Source organism: Paenibacillus sp. Lou8.1 (assembly GCF_024213565.1).
Taxonomy (GTDB): domain Bacteria; phylum Bacillota; class Bacilli; order Paenibacillales; family Paenibacillaceae; genus Paenibacillus; species Paenibacillus polymyxa_B.
On record NZ_JANAVN010000016.1, the window covers coordinates 141,897 to 151,361 of the forward strand.

Genomic DNA, 9,465 nt, shown 5'->3' on the forward strand with positions numbered 1-9,465 from the left:
AGATGAGGTCTTTTAGGAATAACTGCCGGCTTCTACAGCTTGCTCCCATGCCAGCATAGCAGATGGGAAGCATTCAATAGCACGGGGAAAGACCCCCTGTACATAAGCGATGAAAATACCATAGTTCACAATCGGCACCCCGGCAGCTTTTGTTTCCGACATTCGATGAAGCATCGTACGCCGATTGAGCATGCATGCACCGCAATGAATAACCAGTGCGTATTCGCTCAGATCATCAGGGAAGCTGGAGCCGGATGCATGCTCGATGATGAGACGTTTGCCTATAGTTTGGCGGAGCCAGCGGGGAATTTTCACTCGACCAATATCGTCAGATTGGCATTGGTGAGTGCAGGCTTCGGCAATGAGTACACGGTCTCCATCCTTGAGGCGATCAATGGCTCTTGCACCTCGTACCAGTTCGTCCAGATCGCCTTTATGACGGGCAAACAGGATGGAAAAAGAGGTAAGAGGCACATCCTTAGGTGTGTCGGCCGCTACTTTCATAAAAACCTGTGAATCGGTAATGACCAAGCGAGGCTTGCGTCCCAATCTCTCCATCGTCAATCGTAGTTCATGTTCTTTGGTCACTACAGCGATGGCATCACTCTCTAGTGTATCGCGGATTGTTTGCTGCTGTGGCAGGATCAATCGGCCTTTTGGTGCAGCTTTGTCGATGGGAACGACCAGCACAACAACATCGCCGGGTGACAACAGGTCACCGACGATACGGAAACGATCCTCGTTTTGAGGGAGCGTATTAGTAATAGCTTTTTTCAGTTCCGTGTCTCCCCAAAGCAAAGATGCACTGAAAGGAATCAGGGTGAGATCCAGTTCAGTTGCCAGCTTTGTAGCCGTATTATCTGATTCAGTAAGGGTATCTATCTTATTCAATACCCCAATAACAGGAATCTTTTTGGTGCGGAGCTTTTCGAGCAGCTCATGCTCGAATGGTCCGACACCAACGGTGGCGTCGATAACGAGCAAGGCCAAGTCTGTACTATTAAGTATTTCGAGCGTTTTGTTGCGGCGCAGCTCCCCGATCTCACCCTCATCGTCCAGTCCGGCGGTATCCACCAGAACAATGGGACCCGCTGGGAGCAGCTCCATTGGTTTGAAAACGGGGTCCGTGGTCGTTCCTCCTACAGGAGATACCACAGCGACGGGCTGACCAGTCAGGGTGTTCAGAATGCTGGATTTGCCTGCGTTGCGGCGACCGAGCAGGACGATATGTGGTCGATTGCTACGAGGGGTATCATTCATTCCCATGGTGAGTTCCTTCTTCCTGTCCCGGAATTCCGGGCTTGGTTACTGTATAGGGATGGCATAATTGGTCAATCCGCGAACGGGTCAGTAGGCCGCGATCTTCTACAATATCCTCTGGTGCGCGACCTTGCACAATGGCTGCAGATGCAATAGAGGCAGCTTCATCATAGCCAAGCTCCGCGACCAGCGCAGAAGCCATCACGGCAGAGTTACGCAGATTAGTAGTACAGCGTTCCTCACGCACGATCAGGCCACGCACACATCGCTCCTCGAATAGTCGAACCGCGCTGTTCAGAATATGTAGCGATTCCAGCAGCGATTCGGCAATCAGCGGCAGGAATGCGTTTAGCTCCAACTGACCGGAGGCAGCGGCCATAGTGATAGCCGCATCTTCGGCTATCACACGCATGGCTGTGAGTCCTGCCATTTCAGCTATTACCGGATTGACCTTGCCAGGCATAATAGAGGATCCCGCCTGAACTGGAGGCAGCGTGTATTCGCCAAAACCACCGAAAGGACCAGAGGCCAGTAGGCGAAAATCGCCAGATATTTTGTACAGATTCACGGCGGCTGATTTGAGTAGACCGGACACCTCCACAAAGACATCCATATTTTGAATCGGGTCCATTGGGTGGTCACTGCGACTCAGTCCAAAGCCAGTCTCATCCGCCAGCTTTTCGACCATCCGATAGCTGTATGCGCGGGGCGCGTTCATACCTGTGCCAATCGCCGTGCCCCCAATAGGGATTTCCCGCAGTCGCTCTTCAGCTTTATAGAGACGCCAGCGGTCGCGCGCTATAGCCTTTGCGTAGGCACCAAAGCCCTGCCCGGCCATCATGGGCAGAGCATCCATTAGCTGAGTGCGACCTAGCTTAAGCAAGTCGGCATATTCTGTTTCTTTGTGCTGTAAAGCATCCTGTAACGAAGACATCGTGTCACATAAAGGCCGAAGCAGCCGTATCGCTGCAATTCGTAGCGCTGTCGGATAGACATCATTCGTAGACTGGCAGCAGTTCACATCATCCAGCGGATGTAAAATCTCATACTGCCCTGGTCTGCCTCCCAGCTGTACGATGGCCAAATTAGCAATGACCTCATTTACATTCATATGGGTACTGGTGCCTGCGCCGCCTTGCATGGCATCCACGGTAAACATATGTTGATGCCTCCCGGCGAGTATTTCGTCGCAGGCATTTACAATGGCAGAGGCCCGTTGGGCAGGAAGCCGTTTCTGCTCACCATTCACTTGAGCGGCTACTTTTTTTACCAACACAAGAGCGTGAATCAGGTTTTTGTTCACAGGCCTGCCACTGACCGCAAAATTGTTCATCGCGCGTGCGGTGTGAATGCCGTAAAAGGCATCTGCGGGAATTTCCATCTCTCCTAGCGCATCCCGCTCGGTTCGCGTATTTGTAGGCAGAGGGAAACCTTCGGTCATAGACCCGTTGCCGGAATGCGTGTCATATGCAGTAGCTGACGTGCACTTGCAACACGTTTTTCCTCAACACGGGCGTGAACCAGATCTGGTTCGACCAGCTTGAGGGCTTGTGTTGGACATTTACCAATGCAGGCCGGGCCACCGTCCACACCTTCGCACAAATCACATTTGCTGGCAATCATGCGTTCTTTGGGTTGCAAACGACCTGACATATTGGTATACAATCCGTTCTGCACTACAGGCTGCCCGTTTCGATACTCGGGTACCATGGTAATCGCGCCGTAAGGGCAGGCGATCATGCAGGTTTTACAGCCAATGCAGCTTTCACTATTAATGAGAATGCAGCCATCTGCATTCGTAATGGAGCCGTTCGGACAAGCGTTGGCGCATGGGGCATCCTCGCAGTGACGACACTGAACGGGTGCAGTGACTCCAAATGATTTGATAACCTTCAGACGAGGGTGAAAATGAAACTCATCATCCGGCGAGATAAAAGGGTTCTCCGCTGAATGTGCGATGACACATGCGATTTCACAGGTACGACAGCCGATACACTGATCGGGATCAGCTAAAACAAAACGGTTCATACAATTCGACTCCTCTCTAACTAGCGACAAATATAATGTATACAGCATAAAAATAACTTAACGTATTAATGAATGGAGTAACCCGTATCCCCTTTGGTGGAAATAGTGCTACTGCGGCTTTGCTTGCCGGGTCCCCGTTGTTGGAAGGTCGTGTGCAGCAGATGATGCGACACATGACCCAGCGGCTCACCTAGAAATTCATCATAAAGTTTGATGATGTGAGGGTTCTCATGCGATTTTCGTACCTGGTGTGCAGCATCATGTCCATAGATGGAGGATTTACGTGCCCGATAAGCTTCAATTCGATGCTTTTCTAACATGAGCTTGGGTTGTCCCCCTCCGCTGATACATCCAGCAGGGCAGCCCATCACCTCAATAAAATGATAATCACATTCGCCCGCCTGGACACGATCCAATAGCTGATAGGCATGTTGTAGCCCGGCGACGACCGCTACCTTGAGCTGCAGCTTGCCTACCTGAACCTCAGCTACTCGAATGCCTTCCTCACCACGAACAAAATCGAGTTGGAGCTTCGGCAGTTTTTCATTTGTCAGCAGCTCGTAACCTGTACGGATGGCAGCTTCCATGACTCCTCCGGTGACTCCAAAAATGGAGCCTGCACCTGAATATTGTCCTAACGGTGAATCGAATTCTTCATCAGGCAGGTTCGCAAAATCAATTCCGCGCTGCTTGATCCAGTATGCAAGTTCACGCGTGGTCAGTACCTCATCCACATCACGGTAACCGTCAGATTCCATTTCGGGACGATCGCACTCAAATTGTTTACAGGTACATGGCATGATGGCAACGCTGTATATATTCGCAGGTTCCACCTCGTCTAGTTGTGCGCCATAAGATTTGATTAGCGCTCCTAACATTTGCATCGGAGATTTGCAGCTGGATAGATGGTCTAGCAGATCGGGATATTCTATTTCTGCAAATCGGACCCATGCTGGACAGCAGGATGTGAACATGGGTAAGGGACCGCCTTCGGTCACGCGACGAATCAATTCAGTGCCTTCCTCCATGATGGTCACGTCAGCTCCAAAGTTGGTGTCGTATACCCGGTCGAAGCCAAGGCGGCGCAAAGCAGCAGCCATTTTCCCAGGCGTCAAGGTGCCGAACGGCATTCCGAATTCCTCCGCGAGTGAAACGCGAATGGCAGGAGCACATTGGACGATCCGAAACTGTCCAGGTTTGGTCATCATATCGGCTACCTTATTCAAGTTGTAGCTATAATAGGCAGCGAATAGCGGCTCTCTGATGTCGGCAGGCATATCGCGTTCTTGGATACGTTCCAGCCGTCTAGCGGCGCCTTCCTGTGGAGATGAACCTGCCCAGTCAGATGCGTATACGCTGCATATTTGTACACATTGACCGCAAATAACACATCGGTCTGCATTAACGGTTTGCGGTTCTCCGGGCAGTCCCTCTATGGCATCTACTGGACAAACCCCAGCACAACGTCTGCATCCCGTGCAGAGCGTAGGGTCAATATGAATGACAGGGTCTGTGCAATCAGTCGTCTTCATACAAGGAGGTGAAGAGATCTTGTCTATTGTGGTTGACATGTTTTTCTACCTTTCTGCGGCTGATTTTGACCTTATAGGCGTGGGAAAAAGACTTCCCGCCGAGGCTCTGGAGGTGAGTCGGATATACCTTTGGCCAGCCGTAGGACATGATTCGGGCAGGCCTCTACACATGCAGGCTGTCCGTTCTCTGTTTCCGCGCACAGATCGCATTTGCTTGCCGCGGTGCGGGGAAGGGCGACTCGATTTGCACGGTGAGTCAGGCCGGACTGCGTTACAACGTGTCCTGCCCGGTAGACCGGAGACACCTCAATTGCCCCGAAGGGGCAGGCCAAAACACAGGAGGTACAGCCGATACATCGTTCCTCATCTATCATAACGACGCCGTCCTCCTGACGAATGGCCTGTACCGGACAGGCATGTGCGCAGGGGGCATTTTCGCAATGCCGGCATTGCACCGGCACATACATCTCCCCTGTACGTACAACATACACCTTGGGTACAACAGGTACGCTGACGGTTCCGACCGAAGCTCCTATACCGTTGGCCTGACTGTGAACGGCGAAGCACGCCAGTTCACAGGCTTTGCAGCCGATGCACTGCCCGGCGTCTGCGACTACAAAAGAAGAAGCAACAGCGCTTGTTCTACTGGCTGCTCCCATTCTACTCGTCGAAGCTGACCGGTTATCTGTCGGACGGCGCATCATATTCCCTGTGCCGCTCATCTCGTCACCTTATCAGCCAAAACAGCTTCCTGGACGTTCATCTGTCTGCGAATCCGTTGGTACGATTCATGTACATCACGTTCGGCCTGCACTTGGTCGGCGATCCGTTCCAGACGGATGGCACAGTATTTTAATTCCGGGGTTTTGGATACCGGATCGAGAAAATCAGCGGTCAGCTCGTTACATGCTCCAACCCACCAGTGATAGGTCATGTAAGTCGCACCTTGTTGCACACGGTCACTGATTTGTGCCCGTGCCATGATGCGTCCCCGACGGGAGGATATGGCAACAATTTCACCATCCAGAATATTCAGATCTGCTCCGTCTTCTGGGCTAATCTGAATAAAGCCAGGCTCATCAGACAACTGGCGCAGCGCGCGGCAATTGCCTGTCATAGTTCGCACGGAATAGTGACCTACCTCACGGACTGTGGACAAGACAAGCGGGTATTTTGCATCCGGTTGTTCTTGTGGCGGACGCCATTCGCAGGCGAATAATCTGCCTTTGCCACTAGGTGTCGAGAATTGATTTCCCTTATACAAATACGGTGTACCTGGATGATCCTCGGTAGGGCAAGGCCATTGAACGCCGCCTTGCTGCTCCATTTTTTGGTAGCTAGCACCCGAGAATAATGGGCTGAGGCTGCGCATTTCATCCCAAATTTCCTCTGTGTTTGCATAGGACATAGGGTAGCCCATGGCGGTAGCAACCTCGCTAATAATGGCCCAGTCTGGCTTAACATCACCCTGTGGCTCAACGGCTTTACGGATGCGCTGAAAGCCCCGATCTGCCGAAGAATATACACCGTCATGCTCGCCCCAGGCAGTAGAAGGGAGGATGACATCGGCGTGCAGCGCTGTTTTGTTCATGAAAATATCCTGGACCACGACAAATTCCAATTGGTCTAGGGCTTCACGCAACTCGGCGGCGTTCGGATCACTTTGTACAGGGTCCTCTCCGAAAATGTAATAAGCTTTCAGCTTGTTCTCCTTCAGGATGAGGTGCGGTACCTCTGTAAGTGGATAGCCTTTTTTACGCGGCAGCTCAACACCCCATGCTTTTTCAAACTTTTTGCGGACTGTGTTGTCTGTTACATCCTGATAGCCAGGGTACACATTCGGCAAAGCACCCATATCACAGGACCCCTGTACATTGTTTTGTCCCCGTACTGGTCCGATACCGACATTCGGCTTGCCCAGATTTCCCGTCAACAGTGCAAGGGAAGCGAGCCCCTTTACTACATCAACGGCCTGTGAAAATTGACATACGCCCATTCCGTACAAAATTGTAGCGGTAGGGGCCTTTGCATATTCCCTCATAGCCGCCCGGATATCGGCCGCCTTGACCCCCGTAATGCCTTCCGCATATTCGGGAGTATATTTTTTAATGCTGTCTACGTATTCGGCAAAGCCTTCTGTGTTTGCTTCCACATATCGTTTGTCGTACAGTCCTTCATGCACAAGTACATGACCAAAAGCGTTCACCAAAGCCATGTTCGAACCGCCCTTTAGGGGTAGCCACATATTCGAAATACGAGCTGTTTCGGTCATGCGCGGATCGCATACAATAATCTTGGCGCCTCTTTGCTTGGCAGCTACAATGCGTCTTGCGACGATCGGATGTGTTTCGGGTGCATTATATCCAAACACGAAAATGAGATCAGAGTGTTCAATTTCAGGAATAGAGTTGGACATAGCTCCATCTCCGAGCGAGTAAGTCAAACCTGCCACAGAAGGGCCGTGGCATACACGAGCGCAATGGTCAATATTGTTCGTGCCAATGACCGCCCGCATGAACTTTTGCATGACATAATTGGCTTCATTTCCCGGACCGCGTGCGGAGCCCGTTCCCATAATGGAGTCGGGTCCGTATTTTTCCTTAATTGCTGACAGCCGTTCGGCAGTATATTGAATGGCTTCCTTCCACTCCACTTCCTCCATAACTCCATTTTTGCGAATCATGGGCTTGCGCAAGCGTGCAGTCAGAATTTGTGGGTCATTCAAAAAATCCCATCCATAGTGTCCTTTCAGACACAACGTTCCTTCATTCGTACGACCACCAGCCGGCTCTGCGCCAATTACCTGTCCTTTTTCCACCAGCAAATGAAGCTGACAACCGCTCCCGCAGTAGGGACATACGGTCAATACCTTGTCTGCCATAAGTGCAGCACCTCTTTTATATGAAATAGATGAAACTCGTAACATAAAAAAAGCCAATACAAAAATGCCGCTTTACGCTGCATCCTGTACTGGCTTATCCGCGAGCGAGGAGACAAGCTCCTTCCCGCTAATCCAACCGGTGTATGTGTTGTAGTTCTAGAGAAATGATAATGTGTCCGTCTCCATGGACGGAGGGGCAGACCTCCCAAGTATAAGTGAAGGGACTGCCGAGTGTTTTTTCGGCTTCGTTCATAAACTCCTTTTCCAGATAGGGACGAAGGACGTTCCAATATTCCCTGACCTTGTCCTCGGCCCCTTCATGAACGAGAATTTCGGACAAATTAGACAATGTACCTCGAATTTCTACCGTAATCCGGAGCGGCGAATCCAGTGAAACCTTGACGTTGTCCGGTCCTTTTCCACGGTAGTGCTTGACAATACATACGGCCAACTTCCTGATGCGCTCACGGTATTCCAATTCGGTATTCAACATCTGGACACTCCGCTTCGAATCAAAATAAAGGCGTACTTGCCGCGCATGCCAGACAGCCTGTGTAGCTGGTTTTAGAACAAAATGTAACCGTCCCGACCCAAGTGGTCTGCCCAGCACGGCGTATCACCCTTCTATGGTAGAACAGGTTGACCCGGAAAGATGTGAAATTCATTACACTGAACCAAAAATTTACATAGATTAGACCACTCTTGAAGTAGCTATACCTCTATGGTTTGTATGATGCTTCTCATTCCGTCGTGTTGTTTGTACAGCTCCAATACAAAAGAAGTTGAATGACATACTATGGGCTGAGATTAGTAAATGGCATACTCAAAGCCCTCTATACTGAAATAGCTCAGTGCGAATCTCAGAGATTTATAGTAAATTATTCATTTATATGATTTGCAATATCAATTTATTATTATTACATTGGATGGAAATGCTAGTCGAACTCCAGAAGGCATAGATATGTTATCCCAAATGGTGGTAAAGTACGGGTTCAAGATGTAGAATCTATGCGATATTCAGTTTGTAGAAGGGCAACGTCAAGGTCGCCAAATGAAGACTTAGTAGGAATTACTGCAACGTGTGGCTGAACATGAAGCCGCAAGTCAAGCCACGTTAGAATAAAGAGAAGAGGTCCGTGCTAAAATGCATGGACCTCTTCAGACCTGTAATAATTGATTTTTTATGAAACTTTACTGTTTAACCAGAACGGATAAATCGCCTTCAAAAACTTGCTCCTCTTTCTTGTTGAAAGTCGACAGCAATACAGTAACGAGTCCTGTTCCATTCCTCATCTCTTTTACTCCAATCACTTCAACAATGGTGTACAATTCGTCGCCTGGATATACTGGTTTAATAAATTTAATATTATTCATAGCAGTTCCAGCAATAACCTCATCACCGTAACTGCCTGTTTCAACCCAAAGCTTAAAAGAAACAGCTAATGTTTGAATTCCTGAAGCGATAATTCCATTAAATCTGCCTTGTAATGCTTTTTCTTCATCTAAATGCATATATTGCGGGTCAAACTCCCTTGCAAATCTGGTAATATCCTCTTTAGTTAATTTTAAAGACTTGGTTTTAAATACTTGTCCGATATAAAATTCATGAAACCGCATTATTACACCTCTTAATTAAATTATTTGCTTATTTATAGAGTAGCATAATATCACCAATCAAGTTAAGCTGCCCGTTAGAATTCCTGTAAAACGAATAATCTGGTCTTTGCACAAAAACGAGCGCCTCGGTACGATGGGGTTACGTCA

At 49.5% G+C, this 9,465-nt stretch carries 8 protein-coding genes; all 8 read right to left on the reverse strand.

Annotated elements, in window-relative coordinates:
* Window positions 1-12 precede the first annotated feature (12 nt).
* The 8 genes from hydF to NLX78_RS21770 all read right to left on the reverse strand — a co-directional run bounded on the left by hydF (window position 13) and on the right by NLX78_RS21770 (window position 9,318).
* Window positions 13-1,266 (reverse strand): [FeFe] hydrogenase H-cluster maturation GTPase HydF, encoded by a 1,254-nt coding sequence (hydF, locus tag NLX78_RS21725; protein ID WP_254351478.1) that lies wholly within the window; start codon window positions 1,264-1,266, stop codon window positions 13-15.
* On the reverse strand, window positions 1,253-2,701 hold the full coding sequence (locus NLX78_RS21730; RefSeq protein ID WP_081330668.1) for an aspartate ammonia-lyase: 1,449 nt from the start codon (window positions 2,699-2,701) through the stop codon (window positions 1,253-1,255). Before NLX78_RS21730 ends, hydF begins: the two co-directional genes overlap by 14 nt.
* Window positions 2,698-3,288 (reverse strand): 4Fe-4S dicluster domain-containing protein, encoded by a 591-nt coding sequence (locus NLX78_RS21735; RefSeq protein ID WP_254351479.1) that lies wholly within the window; start codon window positions 3,286-3,288, stop codon window positions 2,698-2,700. The genes NLX78_RS21730 and NLX78_RS21735 overlap by 4 nt, the downstream gene beginning before the upstream one ends.
* A gap of 65 nt (window positions 3,289-3,353) precedes the next feature.
* Complete coding sequence (locus NLX78_RS21740; protein ID WP_250261134.1) at window positions 3,354-4,859, reverse strand: [FeFe] hydrogenase, group A; 1,506 nt, start codon at window positions 4,857-4,859, stop codon at window positions 3,354-3,356.
* 32 nt (window positions 4,860-4,891) lie between these two features.
* The gene (locus NLX78_RS26605; RefSeq protein WP_302057462.1) at window positions 4,892-5,542 is read right to left on the reverse strand and encodes a 4Fe-4S dicluster domain-containing protein; all 651 of its coding nucleotides are present in this window, start codon (window positions 5,540-5,542) and stop codon (window positions 4,892-4,894) included.
* Window positions 5,539-7,701, reverse strand: a complete 2,163-nt coding sequence (gene fdhF / locus NLX78_RS21760) for a formate dehydrogenase subunit alpha (RefSeq protein ID WP_235309618.1) — start codon at window positions 7,699-7,701, stop codon at window positions 5,539-5,541. Before fdhF ends, NLX78_RS26605 begins: the two co-directional genes overlap by 4 nt.
* 127 nt (window positions 7,702-7,828) lie before the next feature.
* On the reverse strand, window positions 7,829-8,311 hold the full coding sequence (locus NLX78_RS21765; protein ID WP_235309619.1) for a DUF2294 domain-containing protein: 483 nt from the start codon (window positions 8,309-8,311) through the stop codon (window positions 7,829-7,831).
* 581 nt (window positions 8,312-8,892) lie between these two features.
* Window positions 8,893-9,318 carry a MaoC family dehydratase gene (locus tag NLX78_RS21770; protein ID WP_235309620.1) on the reverse strand — a complete coding sequence of 142 codons (426 nt, stop codon included), beginning with the start codon at window positions 9,316-9,318 and terminating at the stop codon, window positions 8,893-8,895.
* Window positions 9,319-9,465 lie beyond the last annotated feature (147 nt).

Bases quoted from the DNA above. Each gene is read 5' to 3' on its own strand.
- NLX78_RS26605 (WP_302057462.1), bottom strand. From the start codon at position 5,542: ATGAGCGGCACAGGGAATATGATGCGCCGTCCGACAGATAACCGGTCA.
- NLX78_RS21735 (WP_254351479.1), bottom strand. From the start codon at position 3,288: ATGAACCGTTTTGTTTTAGCTGATCCCGATCAGTGTATCGGCTGTCGT.
- NLX78_RS21770 (WP_235309620.1), bottom strand. From the start codon at position 9,318: ATGCGGTTTCATGAATTTTATATCGGACAAGTATTTAAAACCAAGTCT.
- NLX78_RS21730 (WP_081330668.1), bottom strand. From the start codon at position 2,701: ATGACCGAAGGTTTCCCTCTGCCTACAAATACGCGAACCGAGCGGGAT.
- fdhF (WP_235309618.1), bottom strand. From the start codon at position 7,701: ATGGCAGACAAGGTATTGACCGTATGTCCCTACTGCGGGAGCGGTTGT.
- hydF (WP_254351478.1), bottom strand. From the start codon at position 1,266: ATGGGAATGAATGATACCCCTCGTAGCAATCGACCACATATCGTCCTG.
- NLX78_RS21740 (WP_250261134.1), bottom strand. From the start codon at position 4,859: ATGTCAACCACAATAGACAAGATCTCTTCACCTCCTTGTATGAAGACG.